This window comes from Demequina sp. (genome assembly GCF_016278765.1).
Classification (GTDB): Bacteria; Actinomycetota; Actinomycetes; order Actinomycetales; family Demequinaceae; genus Demequina.
Genome location: NZ_JADQBE010000087.1, coordinates 1 through 19,015, shown reverse-complemented (window position 1 = coordinate 19,015; position 19,015 = coordinate 1). Strand labels below are relative to the sequence as shown.

Annotated in this window: 19 protein-coding genes; 8 read left to right on the top strand and 11 right to left on the bottom strand. The window is 67.3% G+C overall.

Annotated elements, in window-relative coordinates:
• The 3 genes from QZZ29_RS12440 to QZZ29_RS12430 form a co-directional block, all read left to right on the top strand.
• A partial coding sequence (locus tag QZZ29_RS12440) for an ATP-binding cassette domain-containing protein (protein WP_291383702.1) occupies positions 1-921 on the top strand: 921 nt, incomplete at its 5' end.
• 99 nt (positions 922-1,020) lie between these two features.
• Positions 1,021-2,445, top strand: coding sequence for a DUF4032 domain-containing protein (locus tag QZZ29_RS12435; protein WP_291383700.1), 1,425 nt, complete (start codon positions 1,021-1,023; stop codon positions 2,443-2,445).
• A 3-nt stretch (positions 2,446-2,448) separates the two neighbouring features.
• Positions 2,449-3,300, top strand: coding sequence for an HAD family hydrolase (locus QZZ29_RS12430; protein ID WP_291383698.1), 852 nt, complete (start codon positions 2,449-2,451; stop codon positions 3,298-3,300).
• Positions 3,301-3,324: 24 nt separating this feature from the next.
• Here the strand turns inward: QZZ29_RS12430 and rlmB are convergent, their stop codons facing one another.
• From rlmB to QZZ29_RS12405, 5 genes are all read right to left on the bottom strand, one after another.
• Positions 3,325-4,278, bottom strand: coding sequence for a 23S rRNA (guanosine(2251)-2'-O)-methyltransferase RlmB (rlmB, locus tag QZZ29_RS12425; RefSeq protein ID WP_291383696.1), 954 nt, complete (start codon positions 4,276-4,278; stop codon positions 3,325-3,327).
• The gene (gene cysS / locus QZZ29_RS12420; protein WP_291383694.1) at positions 4,278-5,699 is read right to left on the bottom strand and encodes a cysteine--tRNA ligase; all 1,422 of its coding nucleotides are present in this window, start codon (positions 5,697-5,699) and stop codon (positions 4,278-4,280) included. Before cysS ends, rlmB begins: the two co-directional genes overlap by 1 nt.
• A gap of 119 nt (positions 5,700-5,818) precedes the next feature.
• Complete coding sequence (ispF, locus tag QZZ29_RS12415; protein WP_291383692.1) at positions 5,819-6,286, bottom strand: 2-C-methyl-D-erythritol 2,4-cyclodiphosphate synthase; 468 nt, start codon at positions 6,284-6,286, stop codon at positions 5,819-5,821.
• Entirely contained in the window at positions 6,283-6,951 is a 669-nt protein-coding gene (locus QZZ29_RS12410) for an IspD/TarI family cytidylyltransferase (RefSeq protein WP_291383691.1), read from the bottom strand. The genes ispF and QZZ29_RS12410 overlap by 4 nt, the downstream gene beginning before the upstream one ends.
• Positions 6,948-7,430, bottom strand: a complete 483-nt coding sequence (locus tag QZZ29_RS12405; RefSeq protein WP_291383689.1) for a CarD family transcriptional regulator — start codon at positions 7,428-7,430, stop codon at positions 6,948-6,950. The genes QZZ29_RS12410 and QZZ29_RS12405 overlap by 4 nt, the downstream gene beginning before the upstream one ends.
• Before the next feature lie 158 nt (positions 7,431-7,588).
• Here QZZ29_RS12405 and QZZ29_RS12400 point away from each other — a divergent pair, with 158 nt between their 5' ends.
• Positions 7,589-8,065 carry a hypothetical protein gene (locus QZZ29_RS12400; RefSeq protein WP_291383687.1) on the top strand — a complete coding sequence of 159 codons (477 nt, stop codon included), beginning with the start codon at positions 7,589-7,591 and terminating at the stop codon, positions 8,063-8,065.
• Between the two features lie 23 nt (positions 8,066-8,088).
• Here the strand turns inward: QZZ29_RS12400 and pstB are convergent, their stop codons facing one another.
• From pstB to QZZ29_RS12370, 6 genes are all read right to left on the bottom strand, one after another.
• Entirely contained in the window at positions 8,089-8,868 is a 780-nt protein-coding gene (gene pstB, locus QZZ29_RS12395; RefSeq protein WP_291383686.1) for a phosphate ABC transporter ATP-binding protein PstB, read from the bottom strand.
• Positions 8,869-8,879: 11 nt separating this feature from the next.
• Positions 8,880-9,842 (bottom strand): phosphate ABC transporter permease PstA, encoded by a 963-nt coding sequence (gene pstA, locus QZZ29_RS12390; protein WP_291383685.1) that lies wholly within the window; start codon positions 9,840-9,842, stop codon positions 8,880-8,882.
• The gene (pstC, locus tag QZZ29_RS12385; RefSeq protein ID WP_291383704.1) at positions 9,842-10,765 is read right to left on the bottom strand and encodes a phosphate ABC transporter permease subunit PstC; all 924 of its coding nucleotides are present in this window, start codon (positions 10,763-10,765) and stop codon (positions 9,842-9,844) included. Before pstC ends, pstA begins: the two co-directional genes overlap by 1 nt.
• A gap of 170 nt (positions 10,766-10,935) precedes the next feature.
• Positions 10,936-12,057, bottom strand: coding sequence for a phosphate ABC transporter substrate-binding protein PstS (gene pstS / locus QZZ29_RS12380; protein WP_291383684.1), 1,122 nt, complete (start codon positions 12,055-12,057; stop codon positions 10,936-10,938).
• 154 nt (positions 12,058-12,211) lie between these two features.
• On the bottom strand, positions 12,212-12,904 hold the full coding sequence (locus tag QZZ29_RS12375; protein WP_291383682.1) for a response regulator transcription factor: 693 nt from the start codon (positions 12,902-12,904) through the stop codon (positions 12,212-12,214).
• Positions 12,901-14,013 carry an ATP-binding protein gene (locus QZZ29_RS12370; RefSeq protein ID WP_291383680.1) on the bottom strand — a complete coding sequence of 371 codons (1,113 nt, stop codon included), beginning with the start codon at positions 14,011-14,013 and terminating at the stop codon, positions 12,901-12,903. The genes QZZ29_RS12375 and QZZ29_RS12370 overlap by 4 nt, the downstream gene beginning before the upstream one ends.
• 370 nt (positions 14,014-14,383) lie before the next feature.
• Here QZZ29_RS12370 and QZZ29_RS12365 point away from each other — a divergent pair, with 370 nt between their 5' ends.
• The 4 genes from QZZ29_RS12365 (at position 14,384) to phoU (ending at position 18,966) form a co-directional block, all read left to right on the top strand.
• Positions 14,384-15,523: a TIGR04053 family radical SAM/SPASM domain-containing protein gene (locus QZZ29_RS12365; RefSeq protein WP_291383678.1), complete on the top strand. Its 1,140-nt coding sequence runs from the start codon at positions 14,384-14,386 to the stop codon at positions 15,521-15,523.
• Positions 15,523-16,926, top strand: coding sequence for a protoporphyrinogen oxidase (gene hemG / locus QZZ29_RS12360; RefSeq protein WP_291383677.1), 1,404 nt, complete (start codon positions 15,523-15,525; stop codon positions 16,924-16,926). Before QZZ29_RS12365 ends, hemG begins: the two co-directional genes overlap by 1 nt.
• Before the next feature lie 33 nt (positions 16,927-16,959).
• Positions 16,960-18,045, top strand: a complete 1,086-nt coding sequence (locus tag QZZ29_RS12355) for a ferrochelatase (RefSeq protein WP_291383676.1) — start codon at positions 16,960-16,962, stop codon at positions 18,043-18,045.
• Between the two features lie 261 nt (positions 18,046-18,306).
• Positions 18,307-18,966 (top strand): phosphate signaling complex protein PhoU, encoded by a 660-nt coding sequence (phoU, locus tag QZZ29_RS12350; RefSeq protein WP_291383674.1) that lies wholly within the window; start codon positions 18,307-18,309, stop codon positions 18,964-18,966.
• Positions 18,967-19,015 lie beyond the last annotated feature (49 nt).

Genomic DNA, 19,015 nt, shown 5'->3' with positions numbered 1-19,015 from the left:
ATGGTGTTCCAGTCCTACGCGCTGTACCCGCACATGACGGTGGCGGAGAACATGGGCTTCGCGCTCAAGATCGCCAAGATCGACAAGGCGGAGATCCGCCAGCGCGTGGAAGCGGCCGCCAAGATCCTCGACCTCGTGGAGTACCTGGACCGCAAGCCAAAGGCACTCTCCGGTGGTCAGCGTCAGCGCGTCGCCATGGGCCGCGCCATCGTGCGTCAGCCGCAGGTGTTCCTGATGGATGAGCCGCTGTCGAACCTCGACGCCAAGCTCCGTGTCCAGACCCGCACCCAGATCGCCGCCCTCCAGCGTCGTCTCGGCGTCACGACCGTTTACGTGACGCACGACCAGGTCGAGGCACTCACCATGGGCGACCGCATCGCAGTCTTGAAGGACGGAGTGCTCCAGCAGGTGGGCACCCCGCGCGACATGTACGACACCCCTGCCAACATGTTCGTCGCCGGCTTCATCGGCTCCCCCGCCATGAACATCGGCACCTATAGGGTGCTCGACGGCGCCGCACAGGTGGGCCGCGGCAAGGTTCCGCTCAGCCGTGAGGTGCTGGCGGGGCTCAAGTCCGAAGACATTGACAGTGTGGTGCTTGGCTTCCGGCCCGAGTCTCTGGACCGCGCCGCCCCCAATGCTGAGGGTGCAATCCCCGTCCAGGTTGACGTGGTGGAGGAGCTCGGTTCAGACGCCTTCGTCTACGGTTCGGTGCCGACCGACTTCGACGGCAGTCAGGACATGCACTTCGAGGCTGGCGATTCGCAACTCGTGGTGCGCATCGACCCCCGCGACGTGCCCAAGAAGGGTGACACCATCTGGGTCAGCATTCGTGCAGGCGAGCAGCACACCTTCTCCGCTGCGACCGGCGCGCGCATGAGCACCGAGGGTGTGACCACCGACGCTTCACCCAAGAAGTAGTTCTTCACCGCGACGAGGGGCGATCCGGGGCTTCCGGGTCGCCCCTCGTCGCGTCTGGACGCAACACAAGAGTGCCGAGACCCCCTATACCCTGGACACATGCCACTGCGCATCACAGGAGCCGCCGACGCCGCGCTCATCGACCTTCCGTGGTCGGTGCCGCTGAGCGCGTGGCCTGAGGACCGCATCGCCGCACTTCCGCGCGGCCTGTCCCGCCACGTCGTCCGCTTTGTCCGGCATGGCGAAGCGGTGCTCGCCATCAAGGAGACCAACCCGCGGATCGCACACAAGGAGTTCGCGATGCTGCGTGAACTTGAGCGTCTGGGTGCCCCGTGCGTCAAGGCCGTCGCCGTGGTGACGGGACGCGTCGACCATGCAGACGAAGAGCTGTCCGCGGCGCTCGTCACCGAGCACCTCGCATTCTCCTTGCCGTATCGCGCGCTGTTCAGCCAAGGGCTGCGCAAGGGAAACCTCAAGCGCCTCATCGATGCCCTCTCGGTGCTGCTGGTACGCCTGCACCTCACGGGCTTCTACTGGGGTGACGTGTCGCTGTCGAACGCGTTGTTCCGTCGCGACGCGGCCGAGTTCTCCGCATACCTGGTCGACGCCGAGACGGGCGACATGCACGCTGTTCTCTCGGACGGACAGCGCGGCTACGACCTCGAGATCGCCGTCACCAACATCGCTGGCGAATTGCTCGACCTGCAAGCCAACGAGGATCTCGACGAAAGCGTCGATCCCTTTGAGATCGCGGAGCGCATCTCGCAGCGCTACGAGCAGCTGTGGCTGGCCCTCACCGAGACCGAGACGCTCACGTCCAACATCCCGTACTACGTGTCGGAGCGCGTCAAGGCCCTCAACTCGATGGGCTTCGATGTGGGCGAGATCGACATGCAGCAGACAGAGGATGGAACCGCACTGACCATCCGACCCAAGGTCGTGGACGCGGGCCACCACTCGCGCCGCCTGCTGCGCCTGACCGGCCTCGACGTCCAAGAGAACCAGGCCCGCCGCCTGCTCAACGATCTCGACGAGTTCCGCACCCTGCACATCGACACGGGGGACGACGAGACCTTCGGAGCCCATCAGTGGCTCACCCGAATCTTCGAGCCCACCATCCGCGCCGTGCCCAAGCGCCTGCGCGGCAAGCTTGAGCCCGCCCAGCTCTTCCATGAGGTACTTGAACATCGCTGGTACCTGGCGCAGTCGGCCGGGCATGACGTGCCGATGCCGGTGGTCACCGCGTCCTACGTCAAGCACATCCTGCCCACCAAGAAGGATGAGAAGGCCGTGCTGGGCAGTTCCCTCGCGGAGATGACCGCGGAGCTTCCGGCCCTCACCGCCGAGCTGGGCACCACGTACGAAACGCGCGACGCCTACGAGAATGACAACACCCACGGCTGGGGCACCGTGCCGGAGCCCGAGCCGGACGACTCGACGCCCGCGGTGGTGCGCCGCAAGTCCACTCGAGTCCCCGTCACCGCGCAGCCCAAGGCGCGTCGCGCACCCGAGGAGGACGAGTAGCCAGTGCCCAACCGTACTCACGGCGACACCGCACGCCGCGCAATTTTCCTCGACTTCGATGGCACCTATGCTCACCATGGCGTGGTCCCCCCCGCACACGCGGCGGCCGTCGCTGCCGCCCGCTCCCGCGGCCACGCGGTGTTCCTGTGCACCGGACGCCCCCTGTCGTTGCTGCCCGAGGACGTGCGGGCATCGGGCTTCGACGGCTTTGTGGCGACCGCGGGCGCTCACGTCGAATACCGCGGCGAGACCTTGCTCGATGTGCGATTCTCCGACGAGTTGGCCGCGCGGGTCATGGGGCTTCTTGACGAGAACGACTCCCTGTACTTCCTGGAAACCCCCGCCGCGACGTACGCACGCCGATCCGTGGCGGCCGCGATGATGAGGCACGCCGAGCGAACGGCGGATGCCGCGGCCGCCCAGGGCCTGCGCAGCCTTGTCGACGCGTTCACCATCCAGGAGGATCTGACGATGATCCGGCCATCGAAGATCATGTCCTTCGCCGGTCCGGTGCCGCTGCAGAAGATCGCGGCTTTGATCGGCCCCGACGTGGCCACGGTCTCCTCGTCCTTGCGTGATCTTGGCGAAGGAGCGGGAGAGATCTTCCTCGCGGCCGTCAACAAGGCCACCGGAATGGCTGCGGCGATCGCACGCCTCGGGATGACTCGGGATGACGTGGTGGCGTGCGGCGACGGACCCAATGACGTCGAGATGCTCGAGTTCGCGGGCACCTCGGTCGTGATCGAGGGTTCCGCTCCGGAACTCATGGCCCTCGCCGACCTGGTGGCGGCGGGCCCCGAAGAAGCGGGCCTCGTCGAGGCGTTTGTCACGCTCGGGCTGATCGACAGCCCGTAGGCGCTCCCCCCGGACCGCCGCGACCTAGCGCGGAACCGCCTTGGACGCCTCGTACAGCGCGATCGAGGCCGCGACGGAGGCGTTGAGGCTCTCCGTGGCCGATGAGATCGGAATGGACGCCACCTGGTCGCACGTCTCGCGCACCAGCCGCGACAGGCCCGCGCCCTCAGCGCCCACCACGATCACGAGCGGGCCGTCGAGCAGATTGGACTCCGCAAGCTCCACGTCGCCATCCGCGTCGAGGCCGACTACGAACAGCCCCGCCTTCTTGTAGTCCTCGAGGGCGCGCACCAGATTCGTGGCACGGGCCACCGGAAGCCGCGCCGCGGCGCCCGCAGAGACCTTCCATGCCGCCACCGTGACCCCCGCCGCACGGCGCTCGGGGATGACCGCCCCGTGAGCTCCGAAGGCTGCGGCGGACCGCAGGATCGCGCCCAGGTTGCGAGGATCCTGAATGCCGTCGAGCGCGATCAGCCTGATGGGGCTCGGCGCTTCCAGCAGGTCGCCCGGCTGCAGATACTCGTACGGGGCCACTTCCAGCGCGACGCCTTGGTGAGGACTGCCGTCGGCCAGCCGATCGAGGATTGGCTTCGAGACCTCCCGCACCTCGATCTCGCGTTCCACCGCCTTGGAGACGATCTCGGTGATGCGGTCGTCCGCGTCAACCCGCTCGAAGACCAGCAACACGTTCGCGGGCAGCCCGGCGCGCAGAGCCTCGAGCACCGAATTCCGGCCGATGATGACGTCGTCCGCCTGGGAAGTGCGGTCGCGGGGACCGCCGGTGCGAGGCGCAGAACGCTTCTCTGCGCCGCGCTCGGATGCCTGCTTCGCCTTGTAGGCGCGGTGGTAGGGGCGGTCCTCCGCCTTGGGGGTGGGGCCCTTGCCCTGCAGCGCCTTGCGGCCCTTGCCGCCGGTGCCGATGCTCGGCCCCTTCTTGATCCTGCGCGTGGCGCCTGGACGCTTTTGATTCCCTGCCATCAGTTCTCCTCCGCGAGCGACCAGCGCACGCCGTCTGCCGAGTCTTCGAGCACGATGCCCGCGGTCGCGAGCCGGTCCCGGATGGCGTCGGCTGTCGCCCAATCCTTGGTGGCGCGTGCGGTAGCCCGCGCGGCGATGTCGGCACGCACCAGGCTGTCTAAGGCGGCCATGGCGGCCGACGTCGCGCCGGCGGATGCGGACCACATGGCCGACGCGGGGTCCAGACCAAGGGTGTCCAACATGGCGCGCACGTGCAGCAGCGCGGTCCGCAGGGCGTCGGCGTCTCCCGCCGTCGCGGCCGCGTTGCCCGCGTGCACCGCTTCGTGGACGACAGCCAGCGCACGCGGCACCGCAAGGTCGTCGTTCATGGCGTCGACAAAGGCCGCCGGCAAGGTGGCGGTGCGCACGTGCTCGTCGGTCGGCGCCCCCACCCGCTCCGACGCGCGCTGCACGAACCCTGCGAGCCGCGCCCACGTCGCCGCCGCGTCGTCCATCGTGGCGTCCGAATACTCGAGCATCGAGCGGTAATGCACTTGCGCCAAGGCGAGCCGGAGCGCGGGCGCGGGGTAACGCGACAGCACCTCGTCCACACCCAGACCGTTGCCCAGGGACTTTGACATCTTGGAACCGGACTGCGTCACCCAGGCCGCATGCATCCACAGTTGTGCGAAGCCGTACCCGGCCGCACGCGACTGCGCCTGCTCGTTTTCGTGGTGGGGGAAACGCAAGTCGAGCCCGCCGCCGTGAATGTCGAACGTGTCGCCGAGGAACCGTCGCGCCATGGCCGAGCATTCGATGTGCCAGCCCGGCCGTCCCGGACCCCACGGGGAGTCCCAGGACGCCGTCTCGGGCTCGGCGGGCTTGCGCGCCTTCCACAGCGCGAAGTCGCGCGGGTCGCGCTTGTCCTCCGGCGGCGCGTCGGGCGCGGGCGTGAGATCGTCGAGGCCCTGATTCGTGAGCGATCCGTAAGCGGAGTACGAGTGCACGTCAAAGTAGACCGAGCCGTCCTTCTCGTAGGCGTGGCCGCTGTCCACCAGGGTCGCGATGAGCGCCACAATCTCGGGGATGTGCCCGGTGGCTCGGGGCTCAGCCGCCGGCGGCTTCACACCAACGGCCGCATACGCCGCCTGGAACTCGCGCTCGAAACGCAGGGCCCAGGCCCACCAGTCCACACCCGCCTCGGCCGCCTTGGAAAGCGTCTTGTCGTCGATGTCGGTGACGTTGCGCACCAGGGTGACGGTCACGCCCGAACGCTCGAGCCAACGCTGCAGCACATCCATCGCGACGGCGCTACGCAAGTGGCCCACGTGCGGGCTCGACTGCACCGTGGGGCCGCACAGGTAGATGCCCACGTGGCCGGGCACAACCGGAACCAGGTCGCGCTCCTCGCGGGTGGCGGTGTCAAACAGGCGCAGAGTCACGTGTGCAAGGCTACCGGTCCCGTCCAGTCGTGCTTCCGCCCGGCGCGGCGGCGTCGTCCGCGGTTCGGAGCGTCGGCGACGAGCGAGCGCACGGCGGACGGCACTGCCACGCGGCGATATCAGGGGTGGGACAGCAGCGCCGTCGCGATCGCCGACAGCCCCTCGCCGCGACCGGTCAGGCCGAGGCCGTCGGCGGTGGTGGCGGACACGCTCACGGGGGCGCCGATGGCGTCGGAAAGCGCCGCCTCCGCCTCGGCCCTACGCGGGCCCAGCTTCGGGCGGTTGCCAATCACCTGAACGGCGGCATTTTCGATGTCGAAGCCTGCGGCCCGGACTCGCGCGGCGGCCTCCGCCAGCAGCGCGACGCCCGCAACTCCCGCCCATTCGGGCCGATCGGTCCCAAAGTTCGAGCCAAGGTCGCCGAGCCGTGCGGCCGAGAACAGCGCGTCGCACAACGCGTGGGCGGCGACGTCACCATCGGAGTGTCCGGACAGCGCGACCTCGTCGGGCCACAGCAGCCCGGCAAGGCTCAGTCCGGTGTGGGTTCCGAACGCGTGGGTGTCAGTCCCAATGCCGGTGCGCATCATCCCTGCATCCTTCGTTCGGCCGCCTCAAGGTCCTCGACGTAGGTGATCTTCGCACCGAGGGGGTCTCCCTCGACCGTGCCCAGGCGATAGCCACTGCGCAACGCCAGCACACCGTCGTCCGTCCCCTCGAAGCCGTCGGCCTGAGCGCGCGCGTGCGCCTCCCGCAAGGCGCCCATCAGGAACGCCTGCGGCGTCTGCACGGACCCCAAGCTGGGGCGCGACAGGTACCTTACCTCGCCGCCGACGCCGGCAACGATCGTGTCGACCACGGGAAGGACGGGGATGACGGCGTCATGGGTTTCGAGTCCGGCCAACAGGCGCCCGAACACGGCGACCGGCATGAAGGGCCGCGCGGCATCGTGCACCAACACCACATCGTGGGCGTCCAGATCGGCGAGAGGCTCCAGTCCGCGCGCCACCGAGACCTGACGTGTGGCACCACCGGCCACCACCTCAACGCGAGCAGATACCCCGGCGACGGCATCGACGAAGTCGTCAAGGGCGTCGGCGGGAGCGGTCACCACAATGCGCTCGCATACGGAAGCAAGAGCCGATGCGGCCCACCGCACCAGCGGCACTCCGCCCACCGTGACCAGGCCCTTGGGAATGTCGCGGCCCAGTCGGGAGCCGCCACCTGCGGCCGTCAGGACGGCCGCCGTGGTCACGACGCGAGAACCGCGTCGAGTCGAGTCTCGGCGGTGGGCTCGTCGCACTTCTCGGCGAGGGCGAGCTCGCTCACCAGAATCTGGCGAGCCTTGGACAGCATGCGCTTCTCGCCGGCACTGAGGCCCTTGTCGGTGTCACGGCGCGACAGGTCGCGGACCACCTCGGCCACGCGGATGACGTCGCCCGAGGCGAGCTTCTCCACATTTGCCTTGTAGCGACGCGACCAGTTGGTGGGCTCCTCGATGTAAGGCTCCTTGAGGACCGCGAAGACCTTCACCAGTCCCGCCTGGTCCACCACGTCGCGGACACCGACCAGGTCCACATTCTCTGCGGGGACCTCGATTGTCAGGTCCCCCTGCGCCACCCTGAGCTTGAGGTACATCTTTTCCTCACCCCGAATGGTGCGCTTCTTGATGTCCTCGATCAGGGCCGCACCGTGGTGCGGGTAGACGACTGTCTCGCCAACGACGAAGTTCATATGTGTCCGTTTCCCCTTTGATCCGAGGGCCCAGTCTACCACCGCCATGCGGTCCTTTAGCGGCCGGTACGGCGTCGGCCATGCAACGACACGCGGTGGGCCCAAGGGACGGGTGCCGGTATCCTGGTGCGACGTCCCCTCCCGCGAAAGGAAATCTCGTGCACACAGGCGCGAAGGTCGCCGCCGTCGCCCTCGGCGCCATGCTGTCCCTGAGTTCTTGCGCGCTCACCGCAAGCATCACTACTGTGAACCAATACGACCCCTCCGATGGCACCGGAGCCGTGGTGGGAGACGTACGCGCCCAGAACCTCCTGCTGGTGACGACTGCCGAAGGAGAGCCCGCGGCGCTCGTCGGCTATCTCTACAACGCCGACGACGCGACGGCGACCGTCGACGTCACGGTCGGCGACACGGTACAGACCTACACGATTGCGCCGATGGGTTCGGTTCAACTGGGCCTGAATGACGGGGCCGAGGCCTTCATCACGACCTCACCGGCCAACCCGGGGCTGCTCGGCAGCTACACCGTGACGGTCGCTGGCAGCGCCACCGCGACCGGCACGCTGCCTATTGTGGACGGAACCCTTCCGGAGTACCGGCCGGTGCTCGAGGACCTCACGACCGCCGCACAGTAGATCTTCCCGCAGCGCCGCGCGGCCTAGCCGAAGCGACCCGAGATGTAGTCCTCGGTGGCCTTCTCCGACGGCGCGGAGAAGATCGTGGTGGTGTCATCCATCTCGATGAGCTTGCCAGGCATGCCTGTGCCCGCGATGTTGAAGAAGCCCGTCTTTTCGCTCACTCGCGCGGCCTGTTGCATGTTGTGCGTCACGATCACGATCGTGTAGCTCTCCTTGAGGTCCTGGATGAGATCCTCAATGGCGAGCGTGGAGATCGGGTCGAGAGCCGAGCACGGCTCGTCCATGAGCAGCACGTCGGGCTTGATCGCGATCGCTCGCGCGATGCAGAGTCGCTGCTGCTGGCCACCCGACAGCGAGGAGCCTGGCTTGTCGAGACGGTCCTTGACCTCATCCCACAGGTTCGCGCCCCGCAGCGACGTCTCAACGAGCTCTTCGGCGTCCGGCTTCGACATCCGGCCTCTGTTGAGTTTGACGCCAGCAATCACATTCTCTGCGATCGACATGGTCGGAAACGGATTGGGCCGCTGGAAGACCATGCCGACGTGACGGCGCACCGCAACCGGGTCCACCGACGAGTCGTAGAGGTTGGTGCCATCCATGAGGACTTCACCCTCGACACGAGCACCGGGAATGACTTCGTGCATGCGGTTCAGGGTCCGCAGAAACGTGGACTTTCCACATCCAGACGGGCCAATCAGTGCCGTCACGGAGTTGGGTTCGATCGCGAGCGACACGTCTTCGACAGCGAGAAAGTTGCTGTAGTAGACGTTGAGGTTGTTGACGTCAATGCGCTTGGCCACGTGGGGTTCCTTTACCGACCGGTCTTGGGCGAGAAGTACTTGGAGATGAGGCGCGCAATGAGATTGAGCGCCATGACGATGAGGATGAGTACGAGCGCCGCCGCCCACGCCCGGTATTCGGTGATCTCTGGCACACAGGGGATGTCTGGGTTGTTGCAGGGCTGGTCGCCCTTGCGCCACTCGGAGACGATGTAGACGGGCAGCGTCATCATGCGGCCGTCAAAGAGGTTGAGGTTGTACGCGTCCGTCACGCCCACCGCGATGAGCAGGGGCGCTGTCTCGCCGATGACGCGGGCAATGGCGAGCGTGATGCCAGTGGTGATGCCCGCTGCCGCCGTCCGCATGACAATCTTGATGATCGTGAGCCACCGCGGCACCCCAAGCGCGTAGGACGCTTCGCGCAACTCGTTGGGCACCAGCTTGAGCATTTCCTCGGTGGCGCGGACCACCACGGGCACCATCAGGACGGACAGGGCCACGGCGCCCACGACGCCCAACTTGGTCCCAGGGCCCACGATGATGGCGAACATCGCGTAGGCAAACAGACCTGCCACGATGGACGGGATTCCCGTCATGACGTCGACGAAGAACGTCACCGACCTCTTGAGCCAACCAGTGCCGTACTCGACGAGGTACACGGCGGTGAGGAGGCCGATCGGGACCGATATGACGGTCGCCGCCAGGGTGATTGCCAGCGTGCCAGCGATCGCGTGGTAGATACCACCCTCTGGCATGCCTCCGAACACGCCTCTCATCGACTGCTGAAGGAACTCGAGGTTGAAGACGTGGTCGCCGTTTGAGTCCACCATGAAGCGGTCGAGCCCCCGGGTCACGACGGTGACGGAAAGCCATACGAGTGGAATCAATGCGACCGCGAAGGCGCCGTAGATCATCACGGTCATGCCGACGTTGGTGAACTTGCGTCGCCGCGAAAGTTCGCCGAGCGGCGACGACGTCATGGTCTGGGTGGCCATCAGTTAGCTCCAGAGAACTCGGACCGGCGCGAAACCACCCAGCGGGCGGCCATATTGACCAGGAGGGTGATGACGAACAGCGCGAGGCCCATCGCGATGAGGGCCGACACCCCCGATGAGTTGGCCTCGGGGAACTGCAGCGCGATGAAGGACGCGATGGTGTTGTGTTCCCCCGCCTGCAGGATGTTGAACGAGTAGCTGAGCCCCGGCGACAGGATCATGTAGACGGCCATCGTCTCGCCGAGCGCGCGACCAAGTCCGAGCATCGTGGCGCCGATGACACCCGACCGACCGAACGGGAAGACGGCCATCTTGATCATCTCCCAGCGGGTGGCGCCCATGGCAAGCGCAGCCTCCTCGTGGAGGACGGGCGTCTGCAGGAAGACCTCGCGGGAGACTGCGGTGATGATCGGCAGAATCATGATGGCGAGCACGATGCCAGCGGACATGGCCACACGACCGGTGCCCGACACCGTGCCATCGTCCGCCGCAGCGAACAGCGGGATCCATCCAAGGACTTCGGAAAGGAATTGGTAGAAGGGCTGCAGCACCGGAATGAGCACGATGGCGCCCCACAGGCCGTACACCACAGAGGGAATGGCCGCCAACAGGTCGATGAGGTAACCCAGGCCAGCGGCAAGCTTTCGCGGCGCATAGTGCGAGATGAACAGTGCGATTCCCACGGACAGCGGCGTGGCGATCAGGAGCGCGATGGTGGAAATGATGACGGTGCCAAAGACCAGGAACCCAATGATCTCAATGAGGGACTCGCCTGTTTCAGGCTTGATCCACTGAACGCGTTCAGCCAGCGCACCGGCGGTATCCGTGAGCGCCGGCCACGCCTCGACGAGGAGGAAGGTGGCCACGGCCGCCAGGGTGACCAGAATCAGCGAGGCCGCGGTGCCGGAGAGACCGAGGAAGATCTTGTCCGCGGCCGACTCTCTGCGGGCGGTGAGCTCAGGCTGGTCGTCGGAGACGACGTCACGATGCTGAGTGATTGTCACTCGGTTTCGCTCCCTGTGATGTGGAAAGGTTCGGTGGTGGGGCACCCCCAGCGGGATGCGCCACCACCGAACCTATACCGCGTGGCTGGTTAGTTCGCCGCGATCTCGTCGAGAATTGCGGTGATCTCGCTCGCCAGTTCCGCCGAGATGGGCGAGGAGCCCGCCGCGGAGGCGGCCTGCTGCTGACCGGCGTCGGAAGCGACGTACTTCAGGAAGGACGTGACGAGCGCACGCTCGTCAGCGTCGTCGTACTGCTGGCACAGGATGTGGTACGACACGAGCACCAGCGGGTAGGCACCCGACGCGGTGGTGGTGCGGTCCAGCTTGTACGCGAGGTCGTTGGCGCCGTTGGCGCCCTCGGCCAGAGGCGAGGCATCGACGACGGCAGCGGCGGCTTCGGCCGAGAACGGCACCCACTCGTCGCCTACACCCAAGGCAACCGTGCCAAGCTTGTCGGCACGTGAGGCGTCGGCGTAGCCGATTGCGCCCTCGGTGTCCTGCACGATCTGCACGACAGCCGAGGTGCCGGGGCCAGACTCGCCAAGGGCGTTCGGCCAGTCGCCGGACTTCTCGTAGGGCCACATGGTCGAGGCCTTTGCGAGGTAGTCGGTGAAGTTGGAGGTCGTGCCGGACTCGTCGGCACGGTGCACCATGGTGATCGTGGTGGACGGCAGTTCGACGTCGGGGTTGATGTCCACCAACGCGGGGTCGTTCCACGATGTGATCTTGCCGTCGAAGATCTGCGCGATCACGTCGGCGGTCATGTTGATGCTCGAGATGCCGGGCAGGTTGAAGATGACCGCGATGGGCGAGATGTACATGGGCAGGTGGATGGCGCCCGCGTCGCTGTCGCAACGATCGACTGCGAGCGCGTACTCCTCCTCGTCCATGAGCGAGTCCGAGCCCGCGAAGGACGTCGCGCCGTCCAGGAACTGCGTACGACCGCCGCCGGAACCGACGGGGTCGTAGTTGACGATCACGTCCGGGTAGTCGGCGGTGAAGCCAGCACGCCAGGCCTCCATGGCCGACTCCTGCGAAGAAGCTCCGGCACCGTTCAGCGTGCCAGTGAGCGTCATGGCGTCAGAGGTAACGGGCGCGTCGGTGGCGTCCGACGTGGTCGGGTCGGCCTCGTTCGAGGGCGAGCAGGCCGAAAGCAGCAGCGTGAGCGCGGCCGCAGAAGCGACGGCACCCGAGCGAAGTGCGATGTTCACAGAATTTCCTCACGTTGTGAAAACTTCCCGGCGTTTGCCGGTCGGATACCACGTTAGGGACGCGAGGTAACGGGCGAAGCCGCTCGTCGTGAACGCACGGTGAACGTCCGGTGAACGCACATCACGGTTCGACAAAGCCCCCCGTATGGGGGGCTTATGGCTCGAAGGTGTAGCCGACGCCGCGCACCGTTTGCACGTGGCGCGGGGAACTCGGTTCATCCTCGATGCGCCCGCGCAGTCGCTTGATGTGAACGTCGAGCGTCTTCGTGTCGCCAAAGTAGTCGGCACCCCACACGCGATCGATGATCACCTGGCGGGTCAGCACGCGTCCGGCGTTGGCTACCAGCAGGTGAAAGAGCGCGAACTCCTTGGGCGGCAACGACTGCGTCACCCCGTCCTTGGCGACGGAGAGCCGTTCCGGGTCGAGCGTGAAGCCCCCGACGGCGAGCCGCGTCGGCTCATCGTGAACGTCGGCCGGGCCGGCGCCCCTCCTGCGCAGCACGTTGCGCACCCGTGCCACGAGCTCCCGGCCGCTGTACGGTTTGGTGACGTAATCGTCGGCGCCCAATTCGAGGCCGATGATCTTGTCGATTTGGTCATCGCGGGCGGTCACCATCACCACGGGCACATCGGATCGCGCGCGAATCGCGCGGAACACGTCCGTCCCCGAGACCTCGGGGAGCATCAGGTCGAGCAACACGATGTCGGCGCCGTCGCGCTCGAACGCATCGATGCCCTGACGGCCGGTCGCGGCCAGCGTCACGCGGAAGCCCTCGCGCTCGAAGATGAAGCGCAGCGAGTCGCGATAGGTTTCCTCGTCCTCGACGATCAGCACGTGGTCGCTCATGGTGACTCCTGGTATCGGGGCAGGGTGATGGTGAAGGTGGAGCCCACCGAGGGCTGGGACCAGACGGTGACGGCGCCAGAATGCTGCAGGGCGACGTGCTTGACGATGCTGAGGCCGAGTCCCGTGCCGCCCGTTTCGCGGGCCCTCGCGGGGTCGGTGCGATAGAAGCGCTCGAAGATGCGCTCCTGATCCTTGGTGTCGATCCCGATGCCTTGGTCCAGCACCGCGACCGACACGGATTCATCCTTGGCCGTGACGGACGCCGTCACGCGCGCGCCGGCATCCGAGTAGGCAATGGCGTTGTCCACGAGGTTGCGCACCGCCATCACCAGCAGGTCCCTGTCCCCGAGGACCAGGGGTCGGATGCGCACGTCTGCGACCAACTCGATGCGCTTGTTCTCGGCGGCGAGGCGGGCGCCCTCGAAGGCCTCGTGTACGACGCCGACGACGTCGACCTCCTCGTGGTCGAGCACCGACTCGCCGCCTTGGAGGCGCGAGATCTCGATGATCTCTTGAATGAGTTTGGTCAGCCGCCTTGCCTCGCGCCGCATCTTGACAGCAAACTGCCGGACGAGTTCCGGCTCGTCCGAGGCGTCCTCGACATTCTCTGCCAGCAGCGACAGCGCGCCGATCGGCGTCTTCAGCTCGTGCGAGACGTTGACGGCGAACTCGCGCCGGGTCGCCTCGGCCGCCCGCTGCTCCGTATTGTCGTTCGCGACGGCAAGTGCCAACTCGTCGTCAATGGGAGTCACGCGCACGTGCACCTGAATCACCGCACCGAGCACGCCGCGCCGCACCTCGACCTCCTCTTCGACAACCTCGCCGGTCCGCCACGCCCGCTCGGCGAGGTCGGCGACGCCAGCGTGAAGCGCGCCGTCAGGCCGGGCGATCCCGAGCGCAGCCGCGGAGTGGTTGGAGAACGCCGCCCTACGGTCGGGACGCACGATCACGGCGCCCGACTGCAGCGCGGCGATCACCTGCCGCGTGCGGTGCGGCACCAGGGCGCGCGCCACCACATCCTGCTTGGCGCGACGGCGCAGCAACAGGGTCCCCACGAGCATCCCTGCGCCGAAGGCCAGCGCCGCCACGAGCCATCCGACCGATGTCATGCCGCCACAGTAGCCACACGGAGTGGCCTTTACCGAATGTTCACGATTGAGGGTGTATGTGGGGTGTGCGCGGCGGTGCTGGGTGAAGGGTCGAGGCGTTCCGACGATGAGGGCTCTCACGCCGCCGATCCGAGAGACCTCGACAACGCCAACGCTTCCTACGTGTGTCCTCATCTGACCACGTTCTGCCGCCTCGATGAGCTCAGCCTGGAAGCGATCAGACAGCGCATGAACCGCTGGGCTGGCGGCCGATGCGGCCTATGCCGTCGTGGTCCCGGTCGACGCCGCTATGGTCCGAGATGGACGCACCAATTCGCGTGTTAACGTCAAGCGCGCCCATCACAACGCAGAGGAGCAAGAGGAGTAGTTGATGACTTCCCACCCCCATCACGGCATCGGTGCAGTTCGACCCGAGGGGTGGGTCTATGCCCGCGCTCCCATGATCATCTACTGGGAGGTCACCACCGCGTGCGGCCTCGCCTGCCAGCACTGCAGGGCGACAGCGATGCTGGAACCTGGGCCCGGCGAGCTCAGCACCGCGCAGGCGTTGTCAGTCCTGGACTCGATTGCGGGATTCGGCACGCCGTTGCCGCACATCGTCTTCACGGGGGGCGACCCGCTTCGCCGCGGCGACCTGGACGTGCTCATCGCCGAGGCCGGCACCCGCGGCATTGGGGTATCTCTCGCACCCGCCGTGACTCGGCTCCTCACGCGCGCGCGCCTTGCCGAGGTCCGTGACGCCGGTGTGCAGGCGATCTCACTGAGTCTCGACGGCTCCGACGCCGTGCACCACGACGGCGTCCGCGGGGTCTCGGGCACCTTCGACGCCACCATCCAGGCACTGGAGGATGCGGCGGCGCTCGGCATCCCGGTCCAGGTCAACACCCTCGTCGCCGCCCAGACCGTCGACGACCTTCCCGCCGTCTATGAGCTGCTGCGCCACCACACGCTGACTCGTTGGAGCCTGTTCTTCCTGATTTCGGTGGGACGAGGCACGCAGCTTGAGGAGCTCAGCGCGGGAGCTGCCGAACGCGTCATGCATTGGTTACAGAAACTCAACGTCGACTCACCGTTCCAGGTGAAGACCGTCGAGGCGATGCAGCACCGACGTGTCGCCGTGCAACACATGAGGCGTGAGGGTCTAAGCGAGGAGCAGATCGAGGGCAGCCCCATCGGCCGGGGCTTCGGCATCCGCGACGGCAACGGGATCGTCTTCATCGCGCACGACGGCGTCGTGAGCCCCTCGGGCTTCATGCCGCTTCCGCTCGGTCGCGTCCCGGAGGACAACCTCGTGGAGATCTACCGTCACCACCCCGACTTGGTCGCCCTGCGAGACGTCACCCAGTACAAGGGCCGGTGCGGCCGGTGCCCCTACGCACGTTGGTGCGGCGGTTCACGGGCGCGCGCCCTGGCCTGGACGGGTGATCCCCTGGAGTCCGACCCCCTGTGCCCGTACGTGCCGCGCGAACAGGACCACACCGAAGCGACGTCCGTGGCGAGCGGCGCGTAATGCCGGCACCGGTCGTCGTCGTCGGCGGCGGCATCACCGGGCTCGGCGCCGCATGGGAGTTGACGGACGCTGGACACCGCGTGCTCCTCATCGAGGCCTCCGATCGTTTCGGGGGGAAGGTGCACTCGGAGACGGTCGACGGATTCCTCATCGAGCACGGCCCTGACTCCTTCGTCAGTTACCGGCCCGGTGCGGTGCAGATGGCAGCGGACCTGGGCATGACGGACGACGTCGTCTCCGCTGTGCCGCCTCGCCTGGTGCACCTGCGCGTGCATGGCCGCATGGAACCCATCCCCGCCGGGATGGGGATGGTTCTGCCCACCCGGCTCATCCCGTTCGCCAGGACTCGGATCCTCAGTTGGCCGCAGAAACTGCGGGCGACCCTGGACCTGGTGCTGCCGCGGGTGCTCGGTCCTGATGACATGTCGATCGGCGCCCTGCTACGGCGCAGGCTCGGACGCGGAGTGGTCGCTCGCTTCGCCGACCCGCTCGTCGGTGGGATCTACGGGGCGACTGTCGACGAACTGAGCGTCGACGCCGTCCTGCCCGTGCTACGAACCCATGAGGCGCAGCGGCGCAGCCTGATTGTCGCGTCGTTGGCGCAGGGCAGGTCAGCCCCGCGACCTGCCTCCCCCGACGCCTCACCCTTTCGGTCGATGGGGGCGGGCATGGGCTCGCTGGTGGATGGCCTCGTCAAGGGCCTCCTGGCGCGGAATGCCGACTTGCGAACGGGCGCGCGCGCCGTCGGGCTGGAGGTGGCCGGGACCGGTGCTGTCGTCACTCTCGCGGACGGCACCCGCCACCAAGCCGCTGGGGTGGTGCTCGCTGGCGGGGGCGCATGCTCCGCAGCGCTGCTCAACGACGTCGCGCCCGCGGCGGCCGCGGCCCTGCGCGCCATCCCGCACGGTTCGACGGCAACAGTCCACCTCGGCTTCCACGCCGATGCCTTCGTCACGCCCCCGGTCGGCCATGGCTACCTCGAGGCAGGTCCCGAGCCGGCGCCGATCACCGGCATCACCATCGCCTCCAACAAGTGGCCGGGCCGTGCGCCCGAGGGGATGGTCCTCATCCGTGCGTTCGTGCCCGACAGAGTTGGCGCCGCATCGCAACTTCCCGACGACGCCCTGCTCGACACCGTGAGTGCCTACGTCTCGCACGTGCTCGGGGCGCACTCCGCGCCGTTCCTGCGGCACCTGGTCCGCTGGCAAGATGCGATGCCCACCTACACGGTTGGCCACCTGGACCGGGTGCGCGCTGTGGCCGAGGCGCTCACCGCCACCCCTCAGTTGCGGGTCGCCGGTTCGGCGCTGCACGGGGTGGGCGTACCCGACTGTCTGGCCGACGGCAGAAAGGTCGGCGGCGAGCTGGCCGCCCTCCTTGTTGCCCGACCCGCCACCCCCTGAGGAGCTCCTCTCATGTCCGCTAGCCGACGTCCGATGACCACCGCCGAGACCAGCGGGTACGACGCCGTCCTTCTCGCCTCCTTCGGCGGACCGGAGGGCCCGGACCAGATCATGCCGTTCCTCGAGCGGGTGACCGCCGGGAGGGGCATCCCGCGCGACCGGCTCGAGGCCGTTCACCAGCACTACCTGCGAATGGGTGGCCGCAGCCCGATCAACGACCAGAATCGAACCCTGCTTGCCGCCCTGCGCGCCGAGCTCAGCCGACGCGGCGTCATGATTCCCCTCGTGCTCGGCAACCGCAACTCGCCGCCGTTCATCGATGAGGCGTTGCGCGAGCTCGACAAGGCTGGCTGCCGGCGCGTGCTCGCGTTCGCCACCAGCCAGTACTCCTCCTACTCGTCGTGCCGGCAGTACCGCGAGGACCTCGCCGGTGCACTGAACCGCACCGGGCTCGGGGATCGGATGCAGGTGGCCAAGGTGCGGCCCGCGTACGACCGGGCCGGGTTCGTCGAGACGACGGTCGAGCTGCTCGTCGCAGCGGTGTCCGGCCGCGAACGTGAGGGTCTGCGGGTGCTGTTCACCACGCACTCCATCCCGTCGGCAGACGCGAGCGTCTCTGGACCGGGCGCGGAGCCGGGCGAGATCGACCTCTACTCGGCGCAGCACCGGGAGGTGGCGAACGCCGTGATCGTCGGCGTTGCCGCAGCCGCTGGCGAGGAGCCGTTGCCCTGGCGCCTGGTCTACCAGTCCCGCTCCGGCTCCCCGCGCGTGCCGTGGCTCGAGCCGGACATCAACGACGCCCTGCGCGAGGAAGCGCGGGACGGGACCCGAACCGCGGTGGTGGTACCCATCGGCTTCGTCTCGGACCACATCGAGGTGCTGTGGGACCTGGACACCGATGCCACCCGCACCGCGGGCGAACTGGGCATAGACCTGGTACGCGTGCCCACGGTCGGGACCCACCCGACGTTCGTCGCCGGACTTGCCGACCTCGTGCAGGCCCATCTGGCCGCCGGCCGTGACCTGGCCGTCGGCACACGCTGGGCGGAGTTCTGCGCGGCGGGATGCTGCGACGGCGCCCGTGCCCAGCTTCCGACGGTGCCAGGGGTGAGCGCGTAGTCGGTGCAGCGCGCGTAGTCGGTGCAGCGCGCGGGGCCAGCGAGACCGACAGGTCAAGGCAAGGCATAAACCGCCTCGGCCGTGTCCCGCGAGAACGCTCCGTGAAAGCCCGAACCGCCGGGCGGAGTGGCCTTTACCGAATGTTCACGGTCGTCACTGATTATTCACCACGCCCACGGGTCACTTCTGCCTCCAAACACGCCGCGAGTGCCACACTAGGAGTGCCACACTAGGAGGGACCCGCCCTACCGAGGGAGAACCATGCGCACGCTGTTTACCGCCGAGATGTCGGAACTTGCCGACGATCTTGCAGCCATGGCTCGGCACGTGTCCACGGCCATCGACCGCGCTGGTGAGGCACTGCTGACCAAGAACGTGGAATTGGCGCAACAAGTCATCGCCGATGACGCCAAGCTCGACGACATCGAGGGAACCGTCGACGAACGGTGCGTCCTGCTCATCGCACAGCAGCAGCCCGTGGGGCTCGACCTGCGCACCATCATCGTCAGCCTGCGGATCTCCGCGGCACTGGAACGCATGGGCGACCTTGCCCAGCACATCGCGGAGGACGCCCGTCGCGTCTACCCCGACAGCGCCGTCCCCGATTCGCATTCTGACCTGGTGACCGGCATGGTGGAGGCCGCCAAGAAGGCCGCGGAGGAGATTGTCGAACTCATCGAGGGCCGTGACCTCAACGTGGCGGCGCGGATCGTGAGCGATGACGACGCCCTGGATCAGTTGCATGCCGAGGCATACAAGCGTGTGCTCGCCGACGGCTTCGAGGCGACCCCGCAAGAGATCCTCAACATCTCGCTGCTGGCGCGCTACTTCGAGCGGTTCGGCGATCACGCCGTGGGCATCTCGCGCAGGATCGTGTACTTGGTGACCGGCGATCACACTGGCGAAGGCGCGCGCATCTAGGGCGTGTCTCCAATGTTGAGCGGGGTTTTGGCTTGATGCTGGGCACATG